The organism is Vibrio sp. A2-1 (assembly GCF_021728355.1).
GTDB lineage: Bacteria > Pseudomonadota > Gammaproteobacteria > Enterobacterales > Vibrionaceae > Vibrio > Vibrio splendidus_K.
Window position 1 is genome coordinate 522,147 of record NZ_JAKKCO010000003.1, and the last position, 25,689, is coordinate 547,835.

At 43.4% G+C, this 25,689-nt stretch carries 21 protein-coding genes; 11 read left to right on the top strand and 10 right to left on the bottom strand.

Going from position 1 to position 25,689, the window contains the following annotated elements; genetic code table 11:
* Window positions 1-18 precede the first annotated feature (18 nt).
* Window positions 19-1,653: a methyl-accepting chemotaxis protein gene (locus L3V33_RS13695; protein ID WP_114634298.1), complete on the top strand. Its 1,635-nt coding sequence runs from the start codon at window positions 19-21 to the stop codon at window positions 1,651-1,653.
* Between the two features lie 107 nt (window positions 1,654-1,760).
* Here the strand turns inward: L3V33_RS13695 and L3V33_RS13700 are convergent, their stop codons facing one another.
* Entirely contained in the window at window positions 1,761-3,251 is a 1,491-nt protein-coding gene (locus tag L3V33_RS13700; protein ID WP_237290627.1) for a SulP family inorganic anion transporter, read from the bottom strand.
* Window positions 3,252-3,988: 737 nt separating this feature from the next.
* Between L3V33_RS13700 and asnS the strand changes: the two genes are divergently transcribed.
* On the top strand, window positions 3,989-5,389 hold the full coding sequence (asnS, locus tag L3V33_RS13705; protein ID WP_017074603.1) for an asparagine--tRNA ligase: 1,401 nt from the start codon (window positions 3,989-3,991) through the stop codon (window positions 5,387-5,389).
* A gap of 158 nt (window positions 5,390-5,547) precedes the next feature.
* Here asnS and L3V33_RS13710 read toward each other — a convergent pair whose 3' ends face one another.
* The 4 genes from L3V33_RS13710 to L3V33_RS13725 all read right to left on the bottom strand — a co-directional run bounded on the left by L3V33_RS13710 (window position 5,548) and on the right by L3V33_RS13725 (window position 9,532).
* On the bottom strand, window positions 5,548-6,708 hold the full coding sequence (locus L3V33_RS13710) for a trypsin-like serine protease (protein WP_146458110.1): 1,161 nt from the start codon (window positions 6,706-6,708) through the stop codon (window positions 5,548-5,550).
* A gap of 1 nt (window position 6,709) precedes the next feature.
* Window positions 6,710-7,387 carry a hypothetical protein gene (locus tag L3V33_RS13715; protein WP_237290694.1) on the bottom strand — a complete coding sequence of 226 codons (678 nt, stop codon included), beginning with the start codon at window positions 7,385-7,387 and terminating at the stop codon, window positions 6,710-6,712.
* A 407-nt stretch (window positions 7,388-7,794) separates the two neighbouring features.
* The gene (locus tag L3V33_RS13720; RefSeq protein WP_004734707.1) at window positions 7,795-8,001 is read right to left on the bottom strand and encodes a hypothetical protein; all 207 of its coding nucleotides are present in this window, start codon (window positions 7,999-8,001) and stop codon (window positions 7,795-7,797) included.
* A 127-nt stretch (window positions 8,002-8,128) separates the two neighbouring features.
* On the bottom strand, window positions 8,129-9,532 hold the full coding sequence (locus tag L3V33_RS13725; protein WP_237290628.1) for a PLP-dependent aminotransferase family protein: 1,404 nt from the start codon (window positions 9,530-9,532) through the stop codon (window positions 8,129-8,131).
* Between the two features lie 220 nt (window positions 9,533-9,752).
* On the opposite strand from L3V33_RS13725, the gene L3V33_RS13730 reads away from it, so the two are divergent.
* From L3V33_RS13730 to L3V33_RS13740, 3 genes are all read left to right on the top strand, one after another.
* Window positions 9,753-10,052 (top strand): hypothetical protein, encoded by a 300-nt coding sequence (locus L3V33_RS13730; RefSeq protein ID WP_004734705.1) that lies wholly within the window; start codon window positions 9,753-9,755, stop codon window positions 10,050-10,052.
* 334 nt (window positions 10,053-10,386) lie between these two features.
* On the top strand, window positions 10,387-11,889 hold the full coding sequence (locus L3V33_RS13735; RefSeq protein WP_237290629.1) for an HD domain-containing phosphohydrolase: 1,503 nt from the start codon (window positions 10,387-10,389) through the stop codon (window positions 11,887-11,889).
* A gap of 202 nt (window positions 11,890-12,091) precedes the next feature.
* Window positions 12,092-13,282, top strand: a complete 1,191-nt coding sequence (locus L3V33_RS13740) for an amino acid aminotransferase (protein ID WP_237290630.1) — start codon at window positions 12,092-12,094, stop codon at window positions 13,280-13,282.
* Between the two features lie 137 nt (window positions 13,283-13,419).
* Here L3V33_RS13740 and L3V33_RS13745 read toward each other — a convergent pair whose 3' ends face one another.
* On the bottom strand, window positions 13,420-14,061 hold the full coding sequence (locus tag L3V33_RS13745) for an outer membrane beta-barrel protein (protein WP_171312056.1): 642 nt from the start codon (window positions 14,059-14,061) through the stop codon (window positions 13,420-13,422).
* A 150-nt stretch (window positions 14,062-14,211) separates the two neighbouring features.
* Between L3V33_RS13745 and L3V33_RS13750 the strand changes: the two genes are divergently transcribed.
* Window positions 14,212-16,101, top strand: coding sequence for a DUF294 nucleotidyltransferase-like domain-containing protein (locus L3V33_RS13750; RefSeq protein ID WP_004734701.1), 1,890 nt, complete (start codon window positions 14,212-14,214; stop codon window positions 16,099-16,101).
* A gap of 5 nt (window positions 16,102-16,106) precedes the next feature.
* A complete protein-coding gene (locus L3V33_RS13755) occupies window positions 16,107-16,823 on the top strand; it encodes a 3'-5' exonuclease (protein WP_237290631.1) in 717 nt (238 codons plus the stop codon).
* A gap of 125 nt (window positions 16,824-16,948) precedes the next feature.
* Here L3V33_RS13755 and L3V33_RS13760 read toward each other — a convergent pair whose 3' ends face one another.
* Window positions 16,949-17,641, bottom strand: coding sequence for an MOSC domain-containing protein (locus L3V33_RS13760; protein WP_237290632.1), 693 nt, complete (start codon window positions 17,639-17,641; stop codon window positions 16,949-16,951).
* A gap of 134 nt (window positions 17,642-17,775) precedes the next feature.
* Between L3V33_RS13760 and L3V33_RS13765 the strand changes: the two genes are divergently transcribed.
* Entirely contained in the window at window positions 17,776-18,588 is an 813-nt protein-coding gene (locus L3V33_RS13765) for a helix-turn-helix transcriptional regulator (protein WP_237290633.1), read from the top strand.
* A gap of 86 nt (window positions 18,589-18,674) precedes the next feature.
* On the opposite strand, the gene serC is transcribed toward L3V33_RS13765, so the two are convergent.
* A complete protein-coding gene (gene serC, locus L3V33_RS13770; RefSeq protein ID WP_171307729.1) occupies window positions 18,675-19,769 on the bottom strand; it encodes a 3-phosphoserine/phosphohydroxythreonine transaminase in 1,095 nt (364 codons plus the stop codon).
* Between the two features lie 162 nt (window positions 19,770-19,931).
* Entirely contained in the window at window positions 19,932-21,194 is a 1,263-nt protein-coding gene (locus L3V33_RS13775; RefSeq protein WP_237290634.1) for a DUF945 family protein, read from the bottom strand.
* A gap of 183 nt (window positions 21,195-21,377) precedes the next feature.
* On the opposite strand from L3V33_RS13775, the gene L3V33_RS13780 reads away from it, so the two are divergent.
* The 3 genes from L3V33_RS13780 to L3V33_RS13790 all read left to right on the top strand — a co-directional run bounded on the left by L3V33_RS13780 (window position 21,378) and on the right by L3V33_RS13790 (window position 24,603).
* The gene (locus tag L3V33_RS13780) at window positions 21,378-23,321 is read left to right on the top strand and encodes an ATP-binding protein (protein WP_237290635.1); all 1,944 of its coding nucleotides are present in this window, start codon (window positions 21,378-21,380) and stop codon (window positions 23,319-23,321) included.
* Window positions 23,314-23,811: a response regulator gene (locus tag L3V33_RS13785; protein WP_237290636.1), complete on the top strand. Its 498-nt coding sequence runs from the start codon at window positions 23,314-23,316 to the stop codon at window positions 23,809-23,811. Before L3V33_RS13780 ends, L3V33_RS13785 begins: the two co-directional genes overlap by 8 nt.
* 249 nt (window positions 23,812-24,060) lie before the next feature.
* Window positions 24,061-24,603, top strand: coding sequence for a hypothetical protein (locus tag L3V33_RS13790; RefSeq protein WP_004734692.1), 543 nt, complete (start codon window positions 24,061-24,063; stop codon window positions 24,601-24,603).
* Between the two features lie 160 nt (window positions 24,604-24,763).
* On the opposite strand, the gene L3V33_RS13795 is transcribed toward L3V33_RS13790, so the two are convergent.
* Entirely contained in the window at window positions 24,764-25,345 is a 582-nt protein-coding gene (locus tag L3V33_RS13795) for a TfoX/Sxy family DNA transformation protein (RefSeq protein WP_004734691.1), read from the bottom strand.
* Window positions 25,346-25,689: the final 344 nt, after the last annotated feature.

A 25,689-nucleotide genomic window follows, 5' to 3' on the forward strand; every position in this document is an offset into this window, starting at 1 on the left:
AATAAAAACAAACACCTTATGCGCTCAACAATCACCTTTAAAATCCTAGTGGCCCTCGCCATTGTGTTCACTTTTCTATTAGCAATATCGACCTACTTTCAATATTCGCAGCAAAAGCAACTTGTAAACTCAGTGTTAAGTGAGCAGCTTCACGATAAAGCGAGCAACTATTTCGATAGCCTCAATATGATGATGCTCACTGGCACTATGGCACAAAAAGAGACCCTTCGTCAGAAAGCGTTAGCTCAAGAAGGCATTGAAAATGTTCGTGTATTGCGTGCTGATGCGGTGAGTAAGTTATACGGGCCTGGCAATGACAACCAAACACCTGTGGATGATATTGATAAACGAGCGCTAGCGGGTGAAACCGTTATCGAACCCTTTTCTGCCGATTGGGGAAAAGGCTTGGTTATTGCTCTGCCAATGAAGTCGAGCGAGAACTATCGCGGCACCAATTGTGTGGCATGTCATATGGCGCCAGAAGGGGAAGTATTAGGTGCAATTCGACTTGAATATAACCTTAGCCATGTCAACTCGCTGATCAATACTCAAACGATGACAGCGATCGGTATCATGGCGGTGATCTCCTTTGCCGGATTCGTTCTTACTATGGGATTGATTCGTAAGATAATCGTTCGCCCGCTTCAACAAACCTCTCGCTTTATGACCCAAGTCAGCAGCGATAAAAACTTATCCACTCGGCTGCCAGAGCAAAGCAAAGATGAAATTGGTACGCTTGCTAACTCCATCAACTCGTTCATGGGCACTGTTTCCAACAGCTTAGAGAGGGTACAAGACACCTCACACAAACTGAATGCTTCAGCCAACCAACTGACCAGTGTTGCACAAATTACCGAGCAAGCCGCCAGCGATCAACAAAACGAAACCGCTGAAGTACAAAACAATATAGAAGGGATACAGGCGCAGCAAGTCAATGTAGAACAAGCCACTTTAACCGCCTCAGAACTCATCAATCATACCGCTGATGTGGCCTGTAAAAGTGCTAACCAAGCACATGATGCAAGCAGTGAGATAAAGAACCTAGTCAGCAGCATAGAAGAAGTGAAACACAAGATACTGACACTCAATGAGCAAACCGGAGAGGTCTCTTCAATATTGAGCGTTATTCGAGGCATTGCCGATCAAACTAACCTGCTCGCCTTGAATGCAGCGATTGAAGCTGCTCGCGCGGGAGAACAAGGTCGGGGCTTTGCGGTAGTGGCAGATGAAGTTCGTAATCTTGCATCACGAACGGCTGAAGCGACAGGCAGTATTGAATCGATTATCCATCAGTTCCAACAAGGTAGCGAAGAGTCGTTAACTTCGGCCGACCGTGTTTGCGAACAAGCACATCAAAGCTCAACAGATATCGACGCTCTGTCCGTTGAAATGAATGGTGTCGTTGAAGAAATGAAACAAGTGCTGGCTCATGCGAAAAATATTCAACAACAGACGCAATCCACTACACACGCAACTGAAGATGTTCAACAAAAAGTTGAAACCATCACTTCTCACGCCGACAACACATCGCAGTCTGCGGCTGAGACTCGTGGAATCAGTAATGATTTAGAAGAGCTGTCTGATCACCTTGAATCTCTTATCAACCAATTCACCTTATCGAACTCAAACACCAACGATAAAGGTCAGTCATAGGTCGTTAGAACTCCCCGACCGACATCAACAAAAAAAGCGCTCAAAGATGAGCGCTTTATCTTCATAACAATGCCTATTTCAGGCTTTCAAAGTACCTTAAACCACGATTAGTGCGTAATGGAAACCGCAGTTAAATCTTTATGCTTGTGGTACATCGCGTGTTTGAATATCAGATTCGCACTCACGGTATCCATTCCTGCGACTTCTACATAAGCGCCCTTTTTACGGAACTTAAATACGACCTTATCAAGCGCCTCAACCGACGTGTTATCTAGGAAAGACGCATCCGAAATATCGATGGTCACTAAAGACGTGGCATTGTCATAATCAAATAGATCGACAAACGCATCTGAAGAAGCAAAGAAGACATGACCTTTTACTCGGTGGGTAGTGTGCATTTCGTTAGTCACCACTTCATCGGATATAAATACCATCGACTTGCTAGCATGTGCATAAAATAGAGCCGATAGCACCACGCCAACCGCAACACCTATTGCGAGATTGTGAGTAAACACCACCACCGCCACGGTTGCTAGCATGGTTACGTTAGTTGGGAGTGTGTGGTCTTTAAGCTCAACAACAGAACGCCATGAAAACGTGCCGATTGAAACCATGATCATCACAGACACTAAAGCGGCCATCGGTATCAGCTTCAACCAATCAGAAACAAACACCACCATCAACAACAAGACAACACCTGCAATTAAGCTTGATAACCTCGTCAAACCGCCAGATTTGATATTGATTATCGACTGGCCGATCATCGCACATCCCGCCATGCCACCAAATAAAGAGGCCACGATGTTCGCTACGCCCTGCCCTTTGCATTCATTGTTTTTATTACTTTCTGTATCAGTCAGATCATCGACGATCGTCGCTGTCATTAAGGACTCTAATAAGCCTACGAGGGACAGAGCAATAGAATAAGGAAGTATGGTCGCCAACGTATCAAACGTGAATGGAATATTAGGAATCAAAAATACCGGGAGTGAATCGGGAAGCTTACCCATATCGCCAATTGTTCTGACATCCAAACCAAAGAGCAGACTGACGATGGTAAGTACTACAATGGCAATCAATGGAGACGGTATCGCACTGCCTAATTTAGGGAAATAAGGAAGCAGATAAATGATCGCTAAACCAAGAGCGACTAACAGGTAAACGCTTGATGGCACATTGATGAGTTCGGGGAGTTGCGCCATGAAGATAAGAATCGCGAGTGCATTAACAAAACCCGTTATGACTGATTTTGAAACAAAGTTCATTAAGTTACCCAGCTTGAGATAACCCGCGGCAATTTGAATCACGCCTGCAAGAAATGAAGCGGCGAGCAGATACTCTAACCCGTGCTCTCTCACTAAGGTGACCATCAACAGCGCCATTGCGCCCGTTGCCCCAGAGATCATCCCCGGACGACTGCCAACCAAAGCGGTTACAACACAGATACAGAAAGAAGCATAAAGCCCTACTTTAGGGTCGACGCCTGCGATAATTGAAAATGCGATAGCTTCAGGGATTAATGCGAGTGCAACCACAATCCCAGATAATGAATCTCCTTTAACGTTTGATAACCAGTGTTTTTTTAAATAATTAAGCATGTAATTCTCTTTTACTTGTACAGCCAGTCCTGCCTTGTTCAGACATAATTTGATCGACTGTTTTTCTTGAATGAGCGAGCGCTCGAAAAGTGCGGGTGTAGAGAGAATGCAGGGGCTAAGGCGGCGTAATTAACACGTGAATATTAAACTCCTCTGGTTTGTGATTGATTTGCTATTGAATAAGTAAGCTCAAGCCGATTGATAATAGGTACTAAGGTAAACAGTACAAATTAAGCTAGCGAGTAAGCATTAGACTAGATCGTAAGTATTAAATTGGATCGTAAGCATTGAGCTAGCTTGAGCCGCGCCAATATAAAGTGAGTCTTGATGCAATCACACATTCATTATTGCAAACAAAGATTCCAAACCTATACCACCTCGTCAACGGTTACTGCTATTCATTAAAACCGTTACTGCTATTCACTAAAACCGTTACTAACCTAGTTTAATAACCTAACTTCGGCATGACGTTTATAAACGTCTAACGGCAATTAAACCGCATGAAATCGAACAAAAAAACAACCCTTAGTGGTTTTTCTTGTCTGTAGACACAATATTTCTTTCGTCGAGCAAGAATAAAGGTTGAAGCTGTCTGTATGACAGGTAATATGTTCAATCGATTTAAAAAGTTTATACAACTCAATGTTTCGGCTAATTATTATGCAAATGTCTATTTGTTTGTATTAATGCCAGTACCTTTGAGTTGAATTTGTCCCTCAATGGAGAATGAAATCAACATGACTTACGCGCCTGTAACAGACGTACTTGGCGGCAAGCTAGCGGTAGACAGTGAAGTAACTGTTCGCGGCTGGATCCGTTCACGTCGTGATTCCAAAGCTGGAATCTCTTTCCTTGCCATTTATGACGGCTCTTGTTTCGACCCGATTCAGGCCGTGGTTCCTAATAATCTTAATAATTACGAAGACGAAGTATTAAAGCTAACAACTGGCTGCTCTGTTGAAGTAACGGGTAAGATTGTTGAGTCTCCTGCGAAAGGTCAAGACTTCGAACTAGCAGCAACTGACGTTAAAGTTGTAGGCTGGGTTGAAGACGCTGACACTTATCCAATGGCTAAGACACGTCACTCTATCGAATACCTTCGTGAAGTTGCTCACCTACGCCCACGTACAAACGTGATCGGCGCAGTAGCACGTGTACGTAACTGTTTATCGCAAGCGATTCACCGTTTCTACCACGAGCAAGGTTTTTTCTGGACTTCAGCTCCGCTTATCACTGCATCTGATGCAGAAGGTGCTGGTGAAATGTTCCGCGTATCTACGCTAGACATGGAAAACCTACCTCGCACTGACGAAGGCAAAGTTGATTTCAACGAAGATTTCTTCGGTAAAGAGACTTTCCTAACTGTATCTGGCCAACTTAATGCTGAAGCTTACGCTTGTGCACTAAGCAAGGTTTACACGTTCGGTCCTACGTTCCGTGCTGAAAACTCAAACACAAGCCGCCACCTAGCTGAGTTCTGGATGGTTGAGCCTGAAGTTGCGTTTGCAGACCTTGACGATGTAGCGAAACTGGCTGAAGACATGCTTAAGTACGTTTTTGCTGCTGTTCTTGAAGAGCGCCGCGACGACCTTGAGTTCTTCGCTTCTCGCATCGACAAAGAAGCAATCACTCGTCTAGAGCAATTTGTAGACGCTGATTTCGCACAAGTCGACTACACTGACGCAATCCAAATCCTACTAGATTCTGGTAAGAAGTTTGAATTTGACGTTGAGTGGGGCATCGACATGTCTTCTGAGCATGAGCGTTACCTAGCTGAAGAACACTTCAAAGCGCCGGTTATCGTTAAGAACTACCCGAAAGACATCAAAGCTTTCTACATGCGCTTAAACGACGACGGCAAAACAGTTGCAGCAATGGACGTACTTGCACCAGGCATCGGTGAAATCATCGGTGGTGCACAACGTGAAGAGCGTCTAGACGTTCTTGACGAGCGTATGATTGGCATGGGTATCGACCCAGAACACATGAGCTGGTACCGCGACCTACGTAAATACGGCACCGTGCCACACGCAGGCTTCGGTCTTGGCTTCGAGCGTCTAGTATCTTACGTAACAGGTATGGGCAACGTTCGTGACGTGATTCCATTCCCACGTACGCCACGCTCTGCTAACTTCTAATCTCAGCTTTCTTCTTTCAGAAAAGTCAGTATAGATAGATAATTAAATAGATAAAAACCTCCGTATATACGGAGGTTTTTTTATACGCGCTCATTTATAAGGGCATGTTCATAAGCGCCATTGATAAGCGCCTACTGATAAAAGCTTCACAGCTCAATCTACTCGACAGTACGAACCAAAAAGTGATCTAAAAGTATCTTCTCGCCCGTCTGTTCTAGCGGCTTAAATTCAATCACCATCTGATCACCCTTTTGCTCAAAAGCATTCACTTTAAAGAATAAACTATCCTTATCCGCCCTAATGTTATGAGCAACCTGACGACCATTTACAAACACATCAAAAGCGGGCGCTTTTGGGTTTGCAGGAATGACAGTTTCAAAAGTGTACGTTTCACCTTCTTGCGCATAAGCGGTGTTGTAAATACCGCCATCCTTCGTCCAATAAGTACCATTAAAGTCCATACTTCCAGCTTTCCAGTAGCTGTAAAAGGCATGAAGATCTTCGATACTGTTCTGGGTCGTTGGCGTCCATCTTACGTCACCAAGATTTACTGGCTTCGAGTAACTAAACCCATGCGTTCTCATATCCTTGTTTAAGGAATCTAATCTCCCCAAAACATCATCAAAGGTATCTTGCCAACCAAGCTCGCCATAATATTGAAGGCCAATTTCTCCAATAATGTAAAACTCGTCGTCTCGTTCAATCGTAATGCCTGAACCTGAGTCGCCATGGATGATCAGCCACTGCAAATCACTTTGAGGCATGATCACCGGGTTATATTTATATTCAGCTAACCATTTCTTATCTGTGTCATTGTACTTAACAAATTTCTTTCCGCCATTACGGCCGTTGTAGTTGCCAAAGCCAACGCTATTTACTTCATAAACCTCTGAATGATCGAACATCCCTTTCTCTGGTAACTTCGCAGGTTTAATACCGGTTATTGGCGTGTCTAAGCGCACCAGAGCGAAATCATAAATGCCATCGGTAAATTCATACTCCCCCCACTCACCATCAGGGTCAGTAGTCGCACGTGATGTATGAATAACGTTGTACTTACCGTTCTCATCTTTTTCATAAGAAGAACAAGTTACTGCATTTTCATACCCTTCACTTTTAGAGCCTGATACGTGATTTGCCGTTATCACCCAGTAAGGGTCAATCAACGTTGCCGAGCCTGCATTCATATGACATGCAAAATCGAACTGAGTTTGTAGAGCGAACGTTTTGTGTTGAGTGACCGAACGATCCATTTTCCCGAGACCAGAGTGAGCAGAAAAAGTCGCTACAATTGCTGATGCTAGAATGATTCTTTTCATGTTACTCAACCTCTCTCAACTGGATAGCCTCAATAGCGTGATAGCCTTGTCTCGATTCAAAATCAAACTGCCTATATTGGCGTGAATATGAGATTTCTACGATGTCATCTGGCGATTGAGATTCGAAAACAATCGTATTTTTGACACTGGTCATGTGAAATGAAATGTCATTTTTAATTGTGATGCATTGCTTGTTAATACATGCCGTCACATCAGCAGAAGACAGCCAATTATGTGTATAAAGCTCTACAGAAAATCGCCCTTCTTTACTCGGCTGAACGTCAAAAGAAAAACCACTAGAACCAACAAGCAAACCTGAAAAAGCCAGCTCTTGGTTATAATCCGTAGAGTCGCCGTCTTGCCAGTAGTAACGATTGCCAACTGCATTTTTAGTCTCTGAATTAGCGACTTGTTTTAAATCACCAATAACCTTCACATCACCAATTAAGGCGCTATTGGGTTTATCTTTTCTTTGATGCTCTCCATAAAGAAAAACCCAATCTAAGCCGTTTAAGTCAACATCTCTTGCGTAACGATACTTTCCCTCATCAAGCTCATAGCCGATAAATTCACTGGTAATAGACAATCTATTAGTACCAACTTCCGAAAAATTGGTTAGTCGATTCAAATCAACATGGAGTTCGCTTGCTGAAGCATTGGTGGCTAACAAAGCCAACATGCACAGGTTTGTTTTTGTATATTTCAATCTGATAATCCCGCATCTCAATTAGTCATAACCAATTGTAATAAATGGGAAATTTAAACCTGTAAGGTACTGTAAGCCTTTACTCTGGTCACTTTTATCGCATAGCGACCAATAATTGACGTGAATATATAACGACGAAAGGTAGGCTCTGGTTATTTCCTAGCACAACCAATAAGCCAAGTTTTTGACTAAAGGTGATGCATATTCCAAATAATCACCATTTCTCGCTTACACAGACTTACAAAGCCTGTGGCATTAAAGTATGAGATAGCCTTCAGAGCTCAGGTTTAATGCAATTATTCAAAAGTTCAGGTCATTTAAAACGAAAAAGCCCTGCCAAATTCTGGCAGGGCTTAAAATAATTCGACTGAATAATCGGCTTAATCGACATCTTGGTCGATAGCGTATTTTATCGCGAGACCGCAGATTGCCATCATAACGAACGGGATAGCCGCTGTTGTATATTCAGCCCAAGCCATATCAGCGAAGGCTTTTGCCAGCAATACGTGGCCGAGAATAAGCAGAAGTGCACACACAATCGCGACAATAATCAGCTTAACTTCATTTCCCATAGTCATTTTCAACATAACGGTATCTCCAATATTTGGTCTAACTGTATTGAATCACAACTCTTTGTTGTACAAGGCGTACAGTTGTGCCAGAAACAATCCGTACAGTTGAAATCATGGTCTGTTTTATGAGTGACTTAAGGTTTTACGAATGCGTAAGTTGATGTGCCAGTTTGCCAAGCAAGATTAGTGCTTGTTCTTTCTCTTCTGTGAGTTCATAAGAGAAGTTCAATCTGATCGCGTTATCTACTCTGCCCTGCTCACTAAACAGATCGCCTGAAGCGACACTGATCCCCTGAGCAATCGCTAGTTGGTAAAATTGTTGACTGTCGAATTTGGTGGAAAGACGAATCCATATGAAGTATCCACCAGCCGGTTCTTCAATCTCGACGGAATGCGGGAAGTACTGCTTGATGACCTCAATGAATCGCTCTTTTCTCACTAGAAGATTTTTACGTAATTTACGAAGGTGATTGTCGTAGCTTTCATGTGTTAAGAAGTGTGCGACGCCAAGTTGAACAGGCGCACTACTCGACAGTGTAGAAAGAAGTTGCAGCTTTTGAATGGCATCATTGAAACGCGTGTTCACAACCCAGCCGACCCGATAACCCGGACACAGACTTTTTGAGTACGAACCACAAAGCAGAACAGAATCGGTCTTATCGAAGGCTTTTAGTGGCTTGGGTTTATGCCCTTCGAAGTAGAGGTCACCATATACGTCATCTTCAATAATGTAGGTTTCGTGTTGTTCTGCAATCTCAACCACACGGCGCTTCGCTTCTTCAGACAAACTTGTCCCTGTCGGGTTTTGAAACGTCGTCATCAACCAACACGCTTTTACATCTTGGTTTTGTAGTGCGCTTTCAAACTGCTCAATATTCAATCCATTGATTGGACAAACATCCACTTCGATAGGATTGAGTCCTAACCTCTCTACGGCCTGTAAAGCACCATAGAAAGCAGGAGATTCAATCACAACATTATCACCCGACTTAGTAACCGTTTGCAGGCTTAAGTTAAGCGCTTCCATTGCGCCAGAGGTAATCACGATATCTTGATGGTTAACCGTAATGCCTTGTTGCAGGTAACGCTGCGCGATTTGTCTTCTTAAGGACTCACTGCCCGGTGGCAGATTATTAATGACACTCGCGCCAGTCATTTTTCTGCCAGCACTCGCGAGATTTCGGGTCAAGGTAGGTAAAGGAAACAGATCAGGGTCTGGGAATGCTGAGCCAAAAGGAATCACACCTTCTGCGGAACTCGACTTCAAAAAGTCGAATAAGCGATCATTAATGGCTTTCTTTTGGTGTACTAACGGCAGTTCATAATCAACGCCGTCCACACGTGGTGCAACAAAGTAGCCCGACTGAGGCTTAGCGATGATCCACCCTTCGCTTTCTAACAATTGGTAGGCTTGTAAGACAGTACTATTACTGACGTTGTAATTTCGACAACTCATGCGTACCGAAGGGATCTTCTCTCCGGATCGCCAAGTGTTATTAGCGATCTGAGTTCGAATATCCTTTGCAAGCTCTTCATAACGCGCCATCTAATTGTACTACCTAGATAAATTCTAATAAGCCGGAGATTTTATCACTAACGTTAACAACTATTGCTGCTATCCATATGATTGGACCTAATTTCTATAATAGTGTGAATTGGTTCACAGATAACTTTGTATGCTTTGCTAAGTTTGTAACCAAGGCGGGAGCCAAGTTCGCTCTACGCCTCTATAATTTGATGTAACCCAAAAAACATGCGAGATAACAATGAAAAAAATAGAAGCAGACCAGTTAAGTTATAAAGGAGAGTCAAACGGTGTTCATAGTTGGACAACACCGAGTGGCCAGCCATATTACTGGCACCCAGATTGGCTACATATCGCTGAAGATGCAACAGGCTCACATCCAAAGCAGAAGATCGACGTCGATCAAGACCAAGCACCAACTGAGAAACACGCGGTGTCTGCTATTCTGAAACACCTAAACCAATGGGCATCAGACAAACTAGCATCTCACCCTGAGATTGAAACAGGTTCTATCGAAGCTGAAATCAACCTGAAAAAGTAATTGTTTTAAAGTAGATAGCGAACTCAATCACTCGTGATTCCACTCAAGTATACCGACTGAATAGCCTCTAATCTCAACGAGGCTATTCAAGTATCTTCATAATAATGCTGCAATAACCCCCACCTAGCTAACAAATCACTAACACAAACCAGTTTCTTGTATCATTCAGCGAAAGCTATCGATAGAATTTCTGGTCCTATTTACGCAAGTCATTCAAGTTATGTATATTTCAAAGCAAGCAATGCGTCTTGCAAAGTAAAATATGCGTACTTAAAACTCGTGAATCTAGTAAGAATTATACAGACCAGAAACGAAACTGAACAAAGGCTTATCGATGGATACATCAAACTATAATCAATCGCTAACAACCCAGCTATATGCCATCGCTGGTGTGCTTTTTGGCACCTATGGCAGTCGGGTATGCCCTATGCTCGACACCTTAACGACGTTAGAAATTTTCACTCAAGTGAGTGTCGTTTTTGCCTTAGTCTGGTTTGTGCGCCATTATCTATTAGCCCGCCATGCTTTAGTTAAACAAGGTCGGTTTGCGCAGCTCGACACCTTGTTGTTTTTTGCTGCTAGTGTCCCTTTTGCGCTTTATTACAACTTAAGTTATGACTTCACCATCGATAGCAATTTAAAAGTGCTCTTTGGAATGACGTTATTTGGCTTCTTTACTGGAAGCATTCTTCAGTTGAAAGCGAAACTTACGCAAATGGACAAAATGGAACATTCTGGGCAGTTTGACTTCCAACTGATTGGCGAACGAAGTTCATTAGTTAAACAAATGGTCGGTTTAGTCATCGTACTTCTGATCACGCTGACCACCATGCTGACGATGGTTGCCGTTAAAGATATCTTTTGGTTAGAACATAACCCAGGTCGCTTACTGGACGGCACAGGTAAAGTCAGCGTGATTAAAGAGTTCATCTACCTTGCGTTGGTGCTTGGTGGATACGCAATAACCATCATGACATTGTGGAGCAAGTTGATTAAACGCATTCTCTTGAGCCAAGAACACGCGTTGAACAAGGTAACTAAAGGCGAGCACGGCGTTCGTTTGCCTATTTTTGGCTATAACGAACTGGGTTCTATGGCGTCAATGACCAACACCATGCTTGATAGCCTCGAAACCGCACAAAACGAAGTCAAAACTACCCGTGATGTTGCAATTGTAAGCCTGTCTGCACTCGCAGAATCTCGAGACAATGAAACTGGCGCCCATATTCTAAGAACCCAAGAATACGTTAAGGTACTCGCACAAGAACTCAGCAAATCTGAAACGCACTCTACTTTGTTAACACCAAATTATATCGAGTTGCTTTATAAGTCGGCTCCCCTGCATGACGTCGGCAAGGTGGGTATCCCTGACAATGTTTTACTAAAGCCGGGGAAATTAACCGACGAAGAATTTGAAATAATGAAGGGCCACCCTGCAATTGGCGCTGAAGCCTTGTCTATCGCAGAAAAGCAGTTGGGAAGCTGCTCTTTCTTAAAAGTCGCAAAAGAAATATCACTGACTCACCATGAAAAATGGAATGGCAGCGGTTATCCAAATCAGCTGTCTGGTGAGGACATTCCATTATCCGGTCGCTTAATGGCATTAGCCGATGTTTATGACGCGTTAATATCAAAACGAGTCTACAAGCCAGCCTTTACTCATGAACAAGCTAAGCAGATTATCTTAGAGGGCAATGGGACGCATTTTGATCCGCAAGTTGTCCAAGCTTTTCTGGCTGTCGAACAAGAGTTTGTTTCGATTGCCGCGACCTACAAAGATGGCAAAAATGTACCAAGTGAACTCGAGCGTGAAAGCTTTATTGCTCAACCAGCCTAATCTATATTAAAACCACTAACTTCTTGCACCCTATAGGTTAATCCGTAGGGTGTTTTGTTATCAAATACCCTCTTTAGTCAATAAATCTGATTGAAATGGATTTTTTTTGGCCTTTCTGTTCACTTCGTATTGTCTTAAAAATTCCATACAGGTATAACTACCCATAGATACTATCCCCTCTCAATTGACATGGATGAAGATTATGTTTGAAAAAGTGTTAGCTGCTCCCGCCGATCCTATCCTCGGCCTTACTGAAGAGTTTAAAAAAGACTCTCGTGCAGAGAAAATTAACCTTGGTGTTGGCATCTACAAAAATGAAGCTGGCCAAACGCCTGTACTTAAAACAGTAAAGAAAGCAGAAGCGGCACTTCTTGCAAGCGAAAAAACCAAATCTTATCTGACAATTGAAGGTACAGCTGAATACGGCCTAGCTGTTCAGAAGCTTCTTTTCGGTTCAGACGCAGAGATCGTAACGTCTCAACGCGCGAAAACTGCACAAGCTCCTGGTGGTACTGGTGCACTTCGCGTTGCTGGCGAATTCATCAAGCGCCAACTAGGCGATGCTAAAATCTGGATCAGTAACCCAACTTGGGCAAACCACAACGGCGTTTTCGCTGCCGCGGGTATCGAGACAGCTCAATACAGCTACTACAATGCTGAAACAAAAGACAAAGACTTCGCAGGCATGGTTGCTGACCTAGAGAAAGCTTCTGAAGGTGATATCGTTCTTCTTCACGGCTGCTGTCACAACCCAACAGGTATCGACCCAACAACTGACGAGTGGGAAGTGCTGGCTAAACTGGTTGCTGAAAAGAAACTGCTTCCTTTATTCGATTTTGCTTACCAAGGTTTTGCAAAAGGCGTTGAAGAAGATGCAGCTGGTCTACGTATTTTTGCTCAATACAACAAAGAGATCCTTGTTGCTAGCTCATTCTCTAAGAACTTCGGCTTGTACAACGAGCGTGTGGGCGCATTCACTCTAGTTGCAGAATCTGCAGACGTAGCTACGACAGCGTTCTCTCAAGTTAAGAGCATCATCCGCTCTATCTACTCTAACCCACCAGCGCACGGTAGTGCTGTAGTAACTCACATCCTTGGTGATGCTGATCTACGTGCTGAATGGGAAGCGGAAGTGGCAGAAATGCGTGACCGTATCCAAGAGATGCGTGAGCTATTCGTAACAACATTGAAATCTGAAGGTGTTGATGCAGACTTTACATTCATCGAGCGCCAAAACGGCATGTTCTCGTTCTCTGGCCTAAGCAAAGAGCAAGTAACTCGCCTGAAAGACGAATTCGCTATCTACATTGTTGGTTCTGGCCGTATCAGTGTTGCTGGCATGACTAAGTCAAACATGGGTCCTCTATGTAAAGGTCTTGCTGCGGTTCTTTAATCGAAAAGCGAAACCTGTATCTGTCGACCTATAGATATGCAAAAGCCAGCGATTAAGCTGGCTTTTTTGTGTCTGTCTCTTTGTATATAAGAGCTATATATAAAAGCTATTAAGGCACTTAGTCTCTGCGTTACTGGTTAGTACTCTAAGAAGAACTCTACACCTAGCTCGTTAGTACGCTCACTACGAATCTTACCTTCGCCATCTCGGTGTTGATAAGAGCCACCAATCGCAAACTTGTTGGTCACCAGATAGCGTAAACCTAGGTGATAGATCTCTTCATCAAACAGGTCACTGCGATTTACTTGCACACTACCGTTCGCAATCCAGCGTTTGGCGAAGCCATAGTTAAGTTCGGCTTTAATCCCTTGGATAAACTCGGTATCTGAAGACTCAGTTCGGTTGGTATCGTTATCTTCCACCTCCCCCTTAGTGATACCAAGCAGGTAGTAAGCCACTATATCTAAATCTTTCTTAATGCTGTAACGGTAACCAACACCTGGCATAAGCGTATCAATTCGAGTTGTCGTGTCATCCGGGTGAATAAAGCGCGCACTGTAGTCGCCCAACAACAACCAATCATCCGTCATCACGTAACTGACGCCTAATCCATACGATGAGGCATTATTATTGCCACCTGCATCTTCATTTAAACTGCCCGAATGCGCGGTGGCATAAACATGGTCATAATCAAGAATATCCACCGCGTTAGTGTCCGCCCACGAACTTGGAGAAAAAATAAAAACTGCAGATACCAAACTAAGCTTCCACTTCGACATTCCTATCATCCTTCAACTGTCACTCCATTAACTGAAAGATTAGTCTATCCATAAGACTTTAAAAAGGTTTTAGCTCACAGATTGATTTGTGCCGGAAAATTATTATCAAATGTTGTACCATGAAATCATACAAACCAATGGATGATCATTATGGATGCTGAGTTATTAGAGATTCAAAACTTTCTGGCACAATACCCCCCTTTCTCTGAACTTCCTGAAGAGATATTGGTGAAAGTGACCAGTAGTGTGGAAATTTCTTATTACCGCCAAGATACCCCTATCATTCACTTTGGTGATCAAATTCATGACCTCTATATCGTTCGAAGTGGTGAAGTTGAAGTCTATCGTCGTAAGGGCGAACTCTATAATCGCCTTGATGAAGGGCATGTGTTTGGACAAATGGGACTGCTGACCAACAACAAAGTTCGCTTCCCAGTTAAAGCGACCGAAGATACCCTTCTCTATTGCATCCCTGAGCCGATTTTCCAAGAGCTCTACGACAACTATGATTCATTCGCCGACTTTGTCGAGGTGGAAGATAACGCGCGACTTCGCCAAGCAAACTCAGACAGCAACGACGCCAACGATTTATCGACATCTAAGGTCAAAACGCTATTGACCAGCGAAGCACCGATGATCGAGAAAACGCGCACCATCCAACAAGCTGCAACCATGATGGCAGAAGACAATGTCTCTTCTCTACTGATCATCGACCCTGATATTGTTGAAGATGATGAAGACGATTCAACACCAGTTATCGGCATCATTACCGATCGAGACTTATGTACTCGCGTTCTAGCCGAAGGCCTTGACCCGTCGGATGAAGTATCCAGTGTGATGACACCAGAGGTTATCTCACTCGACCACAATGCCTATGTATATGAAGCAATGATGACTATGCTTCGCTACAACGTGCACCACTTGCCAGTGCTTAAAGATAAGAAACCTATCGGTATTATCGAAGCGACCGATATTGTTCGCTACGAGTCTCAAAACTCGCTGTTATTGGTAAGCAGCATCTTCCAGCAACAAAGCATTGAAGATCTTAAAGTACTTTCTGAACAAGTAAAAGACAGCTTCGTTCGCCTAGTAAACGAAGATGCCAACGCCCACATGGTTGGCACAGCTATGTCGGTAATTGGCCGTAGCTTTAAACAGCGTATTATCGAGCTTGGTGAAGAAAAATTGGGTAAAGCACCCATTCCCTATTGTTTCCTTGCGCTCGGTTCAATGGGGCGCGATGAGCAATTGCTCGTAACAGACCAAGATAATGCCATCATTCTCGACGATACCTACGACGAAAAAAAGCACGGTAAGTACTTTGAAGAGTTATCAACCTTCATTTGTGATGGTTTGGACCAGTGTGGCTACGTTTACTGTACTGGCGACATCATGGCCACCAACCCAACGTGGCGTATGACTCGTCGCCAATGGGAAGAGTGCTTTGCCGATTGGATTGATGATCCAAACCCGAAAGCGCTATTGAACGCTTCTATCTTCTTTGATTTAGACGGTGTCTACGGCCGCTTGAAATGGGCGGAACAACTGAACAGTTTTATTGTTCGCCGAGCACGTAAGAACAACCGTTTCTTAGCATGTCTTGCTCGTAATGCGCTTAACCGCACACCGCCACTCGGGTTCTTCAAAGATTTCGTTATGGAAAAAGATGGTCGTCATAACAACTCGATCAACCTTAAACGTCGTGGTACCGCACCACTTGCCGATCTAATTCGAGTTCACTCTTTGGCGGTAGCCTCTCGTTCGAAGAACTCATTCGAACGTTTGGATGACATTATCGACGCAGGTATTCTGCCAAAAGGCCGAGCTCAAGATTTGAAAGATGCGATGGAGTTTATCTCCTTAGTTCGTATTCGCCACCAGGCACACGATGTCGACAACAACATAGAACCGGATAACAACATTGAGCCAGAGAACCTATCTGACTTCGAGCGACGCAACCTAAAGGACGCATTCCAAATATTAAGTAATGCGCAGAACTTCCTTAAGTTCCGTTATCAAGCCAGCAATAAGTTTAAGTAGGGCCTATGAACAAACTATTCAGATCACCTGCGGTCGACTGGCCATTTAAGTTTGCTCAAAAGCTGGAACGAGCGAGAGACGAGCGTTTAAAGCAATTTTATAGCCAACCTCTTCCTGTACCTGATACGCCATTATCAGAAGTAACCTTCTTAGCTGTCGACTTTGAGACTACGGGTTTAAACCCAAACAAAGATGGCATCATTACCATTGGCCTTGTCCCGTTTACGCTAAATCGTATTTACTTACGACAAGCCAAACACTGGACACTGAGACCAAAGCAGAAATTAGAAGAAGACTCTGTGGTTATTCATGGCATCACTCACAACGACATCATTGACGCGCCAGACCTTAGCGAGGTGTTAGATGAGATATTAGAATCACTGGCGGGTCACATCCCAGTGGTTCATTACCGTCGTATCGAACGTGATTTCTTGGATAACGCACTGAAAGTGAGATTAGGTGAAGGGATCGAATTTCCAGTCCTCGACACACTCGAGATTGAATCTCAAATCCAGAACAAACTGGCTGGCGGCTTATGGAATAAGCTCAAAGGAAAGAAACCAGCATCAGTAAGGCTTGGTCAGAGTCGCCGTCGATACCACTTGCCGGACTACACGCCGCATCATGCATTAACGGATGCAATTGCAACCGCAGAGTTACTACAAGCGCAGATTGCGCATCATTTTAGCCCTGACATGCCGGTTAAAGATTTCTGGTTATAGCTAGATTTAAATACTGTTTAAATCGTACGTGAAGCGACTAGCCATTAGCCGTTTTACACCTTAATACTCATAACGCTCACATTATCTAAATAGTGAGCGTTTTGTTTTTGCGTATTAGGAAAAGCTTACTTCGCTGTCGGACCAACTAATCGCATTTCCCAATCTTCGACTTTGCCAGTTTCAAGGCGACGATCTATAAGTGCTCCCCAAGATTCGACTAAAGGTAGCTCCGCCAATTCTTTGAGCTCTTGTTTATCCAAACAACCTGTAAACACCGCCCCCATGATGCGAGTTAACGGCCATTCTGGATAAGGTCTTTCACATAGAATGATCTCATCTCCAGCGCCGATATCACCCTCTTCCAATACACGGAAATACCAGCCAGTTCTTAGCGTATCTTGCAGCCTTCTTGCCATATCATTTTGATCGAATCTCACGTTCAGCTTCCAGCACGGCATACGCCCTTGCGAGACTTCCAACAATGTTGAACCAATACGAATCTTATCTTTCAAGCAAATGGAATGCTCCGTGACGCCGCTTGAGCTTAGGTTCTCGCCAAATGCGCCTGCAGATTGAAAGATGATTTTGTCACCTAACTCTTCCTGCCAAACTGGGTAGTGCTCGCTTGGGTAGATATGAAGGGCTTTTTGAATACCACCGTGAAAGCGAGGGTCGCCTTGTTCATCATTGGTAAAACCAAGTTCTGTGGCATGCTGACGCTCAGGTGAAACCTGCTTGTTGATGGCACTATTTGCACCGTGTGCAAAGGCAACGGTTTTGCCTACCAATACGCTATTAACTAAGCCTAACTTCTTCATATCTTTTCCTTTTACCTAAACTTATTTTCTGAACTGCGTGAGACAAACGACACGATAACTCGATTTCATTCACTACGCCAAGCATGATAATCTAACAAACCAATGTCACAATAGGGACATAAAGACACTTAACCATGCTAACCCGCCAAATAGATTCTCACTCCGGAATCATCAACTCAAATGAGATGATGGTCGCTAATCCTAATTCACCAGCGTTAGTGAAGACCATCGATATGCCCAAGGGCTACGTCGATGTAATGCACCAACATACGTGGCATCAAGTGATCTTCCCGCTCAAAGGCCTATTGCAAACGAAAACCGATCACTACCAGCATCTTGTGCCCCATACTTCTGCTTTGTTTGTGCCTGCAGGGATTCAACATGAATCTATCGCATTGAGCCATACGACGTTTGTCGGTATTTACCTTAATCCTGCCTTTGGGATCAAGTATGAGCCTCAAGTACGAACCATTACCCTGACGCCGTTTTTAAATGAGCTCTTGCAGGAAATTTGCAGACAGTGCGAAGGATTAGTGAGTAATGAAGAGGTATCTCGATTGCTTTCGGTATTGCACGATCAGATCATGAAAGACAACGTTCAGACCTATCAATTGTTGCTACCCGAAGACAGGCGTTTGAAGCTTATATTTGAAGCGCTGACAGAGACGCCAACGTTGGATTTGTCGCTAAAGAGATGGGGAGAGAAAGTCGGTGCATCAGAGCGAACCTTATCGCGCTTATTCTCAAAAGAGTTCAATACGTCATTTCAGTTATGGCGACAACAAATCCGCCTGATTTATTCGCTGCCTTTGTTGGACGAAGAACTCTCAATCCAAAGCATTGCCGACCAAGTCGGTTATCAAAACGACTCGTCCTACATCAAAGCATTCAAGGCTTCCTTCAATGTCACCCCGCAGCAGTTTCGCTTTAGTGGTCGAAGAAGGTAATTAGGCCTCTATATTTTCACCTTCTATAGGAAACAAAAAGAGGAGACTAAGCTCCTCTTTTCACTGGTAAACATCTAGGTCGCTTATTAAGCGTATTTCTCTTCGAAGTCTTTCATAAAGCTAACTAGTGCCTGAACGCCTTCCAGAGACATCGCATTGTAAAGTGACGCTCTCATTCCACCCACCGCTCGGTGACCTTTTAACGATTTCAGACCTGCAGTATCAGCCAGCTCTAAGAACTTGCTGTCTAGCTCGGGTTTCGCCAACTGGAAAGGTACGTTCATTCTTGAACGGTTTGCGGTGTGAACATCGTTTTTGTAGAAAGCAGAGCTATCAATCGCATTATAAAGCAACGCCGCTTTCTCTTTGTTCACCAACTCCATCGCTTCAACGCCACCTTGAGCTTTAAGCCACTTGAATACAAGGCCTGATAGGTACCAAGCGTACGTTGGCGGTGTGTTGAACATTGAGTCTTTTTCAGCAAGTACTTTGTAGTTCAGAATACTCGGCAATACTTCGTTTGCTAGTTCTAGTAGATCATCACGTACGATAGCAATGCAGATACCCGCTGGGCCGATATTCTTTTGAGCACCCGCGTAGATAACACCGTACTGAGACACATCGATCTTACGAGACAGAATGTTAGATGACATATCCGCGACGATTGGCTTATCCGTTTGAGGAAGCTCACTGATTTCAATGCCATCGATGGTTTCGTTTGGACAGAAATGTACGTACGCCGCTTCTGGGTCGATTTTCCAATCTTTAGCCGGAACAACCGCCGCTTTGCCATCAAGAGATGTCTTCGCGTTAAATACATCGATTTCGCAATATTTGCTCGCTTCAGTCACTGCGCTTTCTGCCCAGTAACCCGCATCAATGTAAGTTGCTTTCGTCGCGTCACCTAGAAGGTTTAGAGGAACAGCAGCGAATTGAGCACGAGCTCCCCCCTGACAGAAAAGAACTTTATAGTTGTCTGGGATGTTCAGAAGATCACGTAGGTCTTGCTCAGACTCATCGGCAACTTGAATAAACTCTTTGCTGCGATGGCTGATTTCCATAACGGAAGTGCCTAAACCATTCCAATCAATGAAGTCTGCTTGCGCTTGTTTCATTACCGGTTTAGGCAGTGCCGCTGGGCCAGCACTAAAGTTGAATACGTTATCTAATGTAAGTTCCATGGGGATAATTGCTCCTGCTAAATAATAACTATGAAAGTAATACCATGTTTTACCCAACATAAAAACAACAAAAGAGGTCTTAAGACCTCTTTTGTTTCGTACCGTACAAAATGTTTAACTTAACCCGTTAGATCGCCCTATCAGTATTAAGCCCGACTCTTTTTATTGAACAAAAGCCGGCATAAGCAGTGCAATTAATGGAATTTCTTGTCCATTTTCAAACACTAGATTTCCATTCTCTAGGTCAGCCGTGATTTCATAACCACTTTCTGTTTGCTTGATCATTTCCATCACGATCAATTCGTCGATACCTTCACGGATAAAAGGGTATTCTTCAACAAGCTCATTTGAGAAGCTAGATTGAACATTACCTGTTAATGCAGGAACAATCATTGAAGGGTTACTGCTGATGTTTTCTGTGCCTTCCGGTACGCTCACCAACCATTTAGATTCAAACTGACCTTTACCTAATTCTAACGACATATTGTTCATTGAAAGGTCGAAGCCTTTAGCAAACAGTACGTCGATGAACGGAATGATCTCAGCCACATCTTCTTGTGTCAGAACAGGGTTCGCCTGGTAAATTTCAAAGATTTTCTCAAACGACTGGCTGTCCAGTTTCGACATTTCAAAATCGACGTTTAGATTGTTCAACTGGCCTTCGTTGGTCTCAATATTGGCGACATCCAACTTAAGACTGCTGCTCAAGCGCTTAGTCGCTTCATCTAGATGCGATTCAAAATCGTACTTAGAGTTTTCGATGGTCATGAATGGCTGCCTTGCAGAATCTGAAATCAAGAAGCTATCAATAGTAAAATTCTGCGTGCCTAACCAGTAACCTTTTGCTTGCTGGCCTGAACCAATACCTTTTAGGTTTGAGAGTGTCACCTCTTCACCCGTTTCAAAATCAATTTGAACAGATGGGATAGAAAGCTGGTAATCAACCTGCCCTAATACAGTGGCATGGCCAGACAGATTCGACTTCGTGATAGATACCGAGGTACCATTTTCTTCTGAGCCTTGGTGATTGAACTGGCTTAACTCGAAGTTGAAATCCGTGTTGCCGTTTAGTTCAGTGCTGGTAGTCAGAGTAAGAGGCAGAATGTCAGTATTCTCAAACGTCGATAGCGCGTTTAAGCTCACTAAGCCATGGTTCACCGCACTATTAATGACAAACTCACTTGGTAAGCCATCGAGCGCAAGCTGCTCTTTCAAGCTCTCATCCGTCACAGTTACGCGAGTGGTTACAGTAGAAGAAAGGTAACCTCTATCGTATTCCACGATCTCAGCTTGAATGCTTGAATTGTTAAGCTTTGCAACGCCATCAGTAATCGCATTTTGTCCAATTTGCCCAACCGCTAATGGCCAACAAAGTGCCAATGAGATTGCTCCGCCAATTGCACCAATTTTTCTTAACTGTTCCATGAGTTCTCTTTCTACACTAGTCTGTTTTTTTTAGTCTAACCCATCAGTAGCAAACAAGAAACATTGAGTTAAATCAGTCTATTGCTCGATACTTCGATTGCCTCAATAAATTAACGGCTAGCTCTCATCCTTATTCAGTGGTTCTTGCTAGGCTAGAGACGTCGCTACTATTAAGGTTGAGCTGTGAATCAATACGCTGTTATCTGTTTGGACAATAATCCGGTTAGCATTGAAAGAATACGTTCGGAGCTGGCTCCGTTAGCTTCTGTATTCGATATTTATACTGCCGAGAACATAGAAGACGCGCATCACGCATTAGAAGATATCAATGATCACCACCAAACCGTTGCTTTAGTGATCACTCATCATCATTCTGGATTTAATGGTGTGCAATTTCTTATTGAACTGGAACAGCTGGCCCATAGTAATACCGCAAGAACGATATTAGTCAGCGCTTCGTCAGACATTCAATCCATTCTGACCGCGGTGAATGAAGGCCGGCTCAATCACTGCCTAACCAAACCCGTTCAAGATCAAGTTCTATTCAAATCGGCGCAAAAAGAGCTGACCTCTTTTGTTATCCAATACGACTCAGAAAACCTGTTATCTTACAGTGATGCGTTGGATCAACAGCGCTTATTCAGAGCGCACATCGAGCAAAAGATTCATTCTTTTCAATCGGGTTTCATTCACGACTACCACCAGCTTTCTGACAATGCCCTTGCAGAGCGTGTCGTCAGTGCATTACAAGATGTGTTTTCAAAAGATGACAAAACCAAGGCCATTCGAGACTACTCACCCGAACATCTCCTCACTGTAGAAGGTGAAGACAATCGCTTTTTATGGCTGATCATTGAAGGTGAAGCCGCTCTCTATAAAAAAGATGAGTTGGGGCAACAACGGGAAGTGGTACGACACTCTAAGGGCAACATTGTCGGCGGGATGTCATTTGTGACGGGTGAACCTTCATTCTCAACCGCGATAACCCTAACGCAAACACGAGTCATCAAACTGGATAAAGATAGCTTTGCTCAAGTGATGCACTCAAACAACACCCTGCTGCCGTTATTCACCAACCTATTGCTCCGTCACTTTAACCGCCGCTTGCAAAGAAGTATCACCAACAAAATCAAGCTGCAACAAACGTTGGAGTCACTAGAGTCTGCACATCAACAATTGATCGAGAAAGAGAAGATGGCGATGCTCGGGCAACTTGTCGCGGGGGTTGCTCATGAGTTGAACAACCCTATTGCTGCGATTTTACGAAGTATTGAAACCTTGTCTGAACATCTCGACCAGATACTCGTAAACTCGTCACTCCCAGAATCGAATAAAGGGACTGACGTGCTGGCGCATTCAAAATTAGCCAAGCCACTATCAACGGCTCAAGAGAGACAACTCGTAAAGCACCTCACCTCTACTATCGATGATCGTGCGCTAGCCAAAAAAGCCGTGAGACTAAACCTAAGCCAAGACTCTGCGGTTATAGACACCTTGAAAGACTCCCCTGTCGCAGGCAAAGAGCTGCTCAATGACTTAGAGCATTACCACTATGTGGGAAACTCTATCCGCTCAATTCAGGTATGCAGCAAGCGTATTGCCGATATGGTTAAAAGCCTAAAAAGCTATGCCCGAGAAGATGAAGAGGTTCGCCACTACGCAGACATTCACGAAGGGCTTGAAGATACCTTAGTGATCTTTGAAAACAGACTCAAACATCACCAACTCGAAAAACATTACGACACCGAATTACCGCCTTTATTGTGCCAGTCGCTCTCGCTACAACAAGTATGGACAAACCTGATCTCTAACGCACTCGATGCCCTTTCTGAACGAGGAAAAGTGTCAATCACTACCTCTCAACAGACGCAAGGTGACGACACATTTCTTGTAGTGGAAATCACCGACACCGGCCATGGCATTGCGAAAGAAGACATCAGCACCATTTTCAACCCAAATTTCACGACCAAAAAAGAAGGGAACTTTGGTTTAGGAATTGGTTTATCTATTTCTCAACAAATCGTTTCGGCTCATCAAGGGTTTATTTTGGTGGAGTCTGAGGTAGGTAGCCATACACATATGCAAGTGTGGCTTCCATTCAAACAAGAAGGAGCACCTCATGAATAAGTACCTAATTTTATGTGTCGATGATGAGCCTGAAGTCCTCAACAGTGTCCTTCAAGACTTAGCACCATTTGAAGAAAACTTTATTGTTGAAGGGGCCGAATCGGTCGATGAAGCCAAGCAGGTAATCAAAGAAATGGGACAAGATGGCATTAAACTCGCCTTAATCTTGTGCGACCACATCATGCCTGACAAAACCGGTATCGACTTTCTCATAGAACTCAATCAGAACGATTACACTAAGCCGACACGCAAACTACTGCTCACAGGGCAAGCTGGCCTGGAAGATACGGTTACCGCGATTAATAACGCAGCGCTCGATTTCTATATTTCTAAGCCTTGGCAAGGTGATCAGCTCAGAGAGACGATTACTCAACAACTGACCGACTATGTCATTGTAAACGACAAGCAATTGCTAAACTGGACTTCCATTTTAGATACCGAGCGCATCCTCACGTCAATGGCAAACAAGCGAACAAGCTTTGGTGAATAAGCTAATGCATTGTGAATCGACCTTAAGTTTTGGTGAATCGACCTTAAATTTTGGTGAGTAGTCCCATAAACATGAGATCTCAGTTGCAGAGCAGCGCCTAAATTGTATATTTTTTAGCTAAATGGCAAAGGATTGGCATTTTTATGGATTACTTTTCCACGAGTTAGATTAAACTGTCTCAATGTTTATGGTTTGCCTGATTTTTCTCAAGCCAAAGGAATTAACACTAAATAAAGGTTTACGGTCGTTATGCGCAAAATTCTACTTACTACCGCTATGCTATTGGCTTCTAGCCAAGCACTAGCTGTTGATGAACAACCACAAGTAATGAGCAACTTTAACTACGATTACTTTGAAGCACGTATCGGTGCTAGCCCAGTAACATTTGGTGGCGCGTTCAGTAAGTCAATTCACCCGAATGCTCACGCTATAGCACGTATCGATTCAGAATTTGAAGGCGATTACGACTCAGCTGTAGGTCTTGGTTTCCACGCTCCATTAAACAACTGGGCAGACCTAACAGGTGAAATGCTAGCTCGTATCGTTCAGCCTGAAAACTCAAGCTCTACTGATATCGGTATGGAAATCAACGTTGGTGTTCGCCAATGGCTTGGTCCACAACTAGAAGTTGGTGGTAAAGGTGGTTACGTTTCTATCGATGACAACGATGATTGGACGGGTTCTGTTTACGCGCGTTTCCACTCTACAGAGCTTTTCTCTTTAGGTGCTGAAGCTCGTATTAACGACTTCTACGGTGACCAGCTAATGTTCACGGCTCGTTTCAAGTACTAATACTTAACGCTCAAGCCCTAGCAAATAAGCTCTCCATGAGCACTTAGCCTTTTGATACTTAGTCTTTTAAGAAATCCGGCTAGACAGAAACAAAAAAACCGAGGACATTCCTCGGTTTTTATTTATTAGTAATAATCTTAAGCATATAAGGCAAACTTCTTTAGTGGCAGCCCTTTAATAATTGCTGCTTGCGTGGCTCTTGTAATAGTTTCCAGTGAATACCATCAATTGCACCCGCAAATTTCCAAAGTAGTTTTAGGTCAACATCGTTTCCGTACGCTTTGCGAACCTTATTAAACACTTCAGGCGCGCCCAACTGCATAAACATTGAAACATCGTCCACACCCGCCTTTTTAACCATGCGCTCTAACGTAAGTTGCATGTTTGGTAGATCTCTCAATCGACGGCTAGCGGATGATTTCTTAAAGCTACGTTGCTGAATTGAATTATCGATTGAAGTACGAATAATACTATCCAATTCAGGATGTTCGCATGTAAACAGATCAGTAATATCGTAATAATTTACGGTAGCTGTTGTCTGTTTTTTTACATGACGATACTTTTCACAGTCAAGATCCGTCAGTTTTTTATCTAATGACTTTCCACCTCTGATGAATAAACAACCTTCACTCAATAAAGCGAACATAGCGTCATTTTGAAAGAGGCCGATACCTCCAAACATAGAACGTTTTTGATGCTCACCAAATTGATTCACGTAATTAATAAATGCTGTCTCGGTCATATCCGTTGATCCTTAATCAAATTACCCCGATTAGGTTCATTACCAGACAAGCAGCTTTTTATGCGAAAAATTTTTAATCTATTTTTTTATTCTTTAGGTGAATATTATGATTTCGTTTTCCACCTTTAAATAAATGATACTTCGAAAAGAAAAATAAGTCTGGGCTTAGTTCACATCAATCAATTGAGTATTATGATTTTTCATGATTGACATCACAGTAAACTATCAAACCATGCTTAAATTTCGACACCCAGTGATACACCCGTTCAAATTATTCAAGGTTATGTCGTCGGATGAGTATTGCTTCACAGCATCGCGGCTTGTAAAATGGCAGAACATACATG

Bases quoted from the DNA above. Each gene is read 5' to 3' on its own strand.
- L3V33_RS13695 (WP_114634298.1), top strand. From the start codon at position 19: ATGCGCTCAACAATCACCTTTAAAATCCTAGTGGCCCTCGCCATTGTG.
- L3V33_RS13700 (WP_237290627.1), bottom strand. From the start codon at position 3,251: ATGCTTAATTATTTAAAAAAACACTGGTTATCAAACGTTAAAGGAGAT.
- asnS (WP_017074603.1), top strand. From the start codon at position 3,989: ATGACTTACGCGCCTGTAACAGACGTACTTGGCGGCAAGCTAGCGGTA.
- L3V33_RS13710 (WP_146458110.1), bottom strand. From the start codon at position 6,708: ATGAAAAGAATCATTCTAGCATCAGCAATTGTAGCGACTTTTTCTGCT.
- L3V33_RS13715 (WP_237290694.1), bottom strand. From the start codon at position 7,387: ATGTTGGCTTTGTTAGCCACCAATGCTTCAGCAAGCGAACTCCATGTT.
- L3V33_RS13720 (WP_004734707.1), bottom strand. From the start codon at position 8,001: ATGTTGAAAATGACTATGGGAAATGAAGTTAAGCTGATTATTGTCGCG.
- L3V33_RS13725 (WP_237290628.1), bottom strand. From the start codon at position 9,532: ATGGCGCGTTATGAAGAGCTTGCAAAGGATATTCGAACTCAGATCGCT.
- L3V33_RS13730 (WP_004734705.1), top strand. From the start codon at position 9,753: ATGAAAAAAATAGAAGCAGACCAGTTAAGTTATAAAGGAGAGTCAAAC.
- L3V33_RS13735 (WP_237290629.1), top strand. From the start codon at position 10,387: ATGGATACATCAAACTATAATCAATCGCTAACAACCCAGCTATATGCC.
- L3V33_RS13740 (WP_237290630.1), top strand. From the start codon at position 12,092: ATGTTTGAAAAAGTGTTAGCTGCTCCCGCCGATCCTATCCTCGGCCTT.
- L3V33_RS13745 (WP_171312056.1), bottom strand. From the start codon at position 14,061: ATGTCGAAGTGGAAGCTTAGTTTGGTATCTGCAGTTTTTATTTTTTCT.
- L3V33_RS13750 (WP_004734701.1), top strand. From the start codon at position 14,212: ATGGATGCTGAGTTATTAGAGATTCAAAACTTTCTGGCACAATACCCC.
- L3V33_RS13755 (WP_237290631.1), top strand. From the start codon at position 16,107: ATGAACAAACTATTCAGATCACCTGCGGTCGACTGGCCATTTAAGTTT.
- L3V33_RS13760 (WP_237290632.1), bottom strand. From the start codon at position 17,641: ATGAAGAAGTTAGGCTTAGTTAATAGCGTATTGGTAGGCAAAACCGTT.
- L3V33_RS13765 (WP_237290633.1), top strand. From the start codon at position 17,776: ATGCTAACCCGCCAAATAGATTCTCACTCCGGAATCATCAACTCAAAT.
- serC (WP_171307729.1), bottom strand. From the start codon at position 19,769: ATGGAACTTACATTAGATAACGTATTCAACTTTAGTGCTGGCCCAGCG.
- L3V33_RS13775 (WP_237290634.1), bottom strand. From the start codon at position 21,194: ATGGAACAGTTAAGAAAAATTGGTGCAATTGGCGGAGCAATCTCATTG.
- L3V33_RS13785 (WP_237290636.1), top strand. From the start codon at position 23,314: ATGAATAAGTACCTAATTTTATGTGTCGATGATGAGCCTGAAGTCCTC.
- L3V33_RS13790 (WP_004734692.1), top strand. From the start codon at position 24,061: ATGCGCAAAATTCTACTTACTACCGCTATGCTATTGGCTTCTAGCCAA.
- L3V33_RS13795 (WP_004734691.1), bottom strand. From the start codon at position 25,345: ATGACCGAGACAGCATTTATTAATTACGTGAATCAATTTGGTGAGCAT.